The sequence below is a fragment of the Psychrobacter sp. 1Y4 genome (assembly GCF_051847555.1).
The window spans coordinates 1-624 of the sequence record NZ_JBPYDE010000767.1; the positions used below are offsets into that span (position 1 = coordinate 1).

The window sequence follows — 624 nt, forward strand, 5'->3', positions numbered from 1 at the left end:
CCATACTGATAGCGATAAATACGGCAAGCGGATAGCCAAGTTTTTGCGCATCGGTTTTAGTGTAGTAACCCGTGATAATGTTTGCATCTTCCAAGCGTTTAATACGACGTGCGCAAGGTGTGGCGGAGAGATTAACGCGCTCAGCCAGTTCCGTGATACTCATACGTGCCTGCGTCTGCAACAAGCGCAATAATTGCTTATCAATGTCATCTATATTTGCTGTATCTGCACTTCCTATGTAATTTTCTGGCATTTTGCCGCCTTGATAGTGAATTTATTCGATTATAATAAATAAAATAGGTTTTTCCACTAAAAATATAGAAAATAAAATAAAAAATAGCAGGTTTCTATTTGCTAAACTTTGCTATTATTATGGTGTAACCACTCGTTACCTTGTATGATAAATACAAATTTAACCAACAGCTAATCGCCTAGCTAAATATACAAATAACCATATCATCTAAGGATTGATTATGTCTGACCAAGCCACGCATACTGCAGCCACTGGGACTGCAAAGATCACACCAAAAAATGCCGCTTTCGACTTCCGTAAATACCGTCCGTTTGCCTTTGCGCCATCGCTGCCAGATCGTACGTGGCCAAGCAAAACAATTGAGAAGTCGC

The 624-nt window shown here is 40.1% G+C and carries 1 protein-coding gene; it reads right to left on the reverse strand.

Annotated elements, in window-relative coordinates:
* Positions 1-253, reverse strand: a 253-nt coding sequence (locus ACS8FC_RS18775) for an Lrp/AsnC family transcriptional regulator (protein WP_439297904.1), incomplete at its 3' end; no start/stop codon positions are given.
* Positions 254-624: the final 371 nt, after the last annotated feature.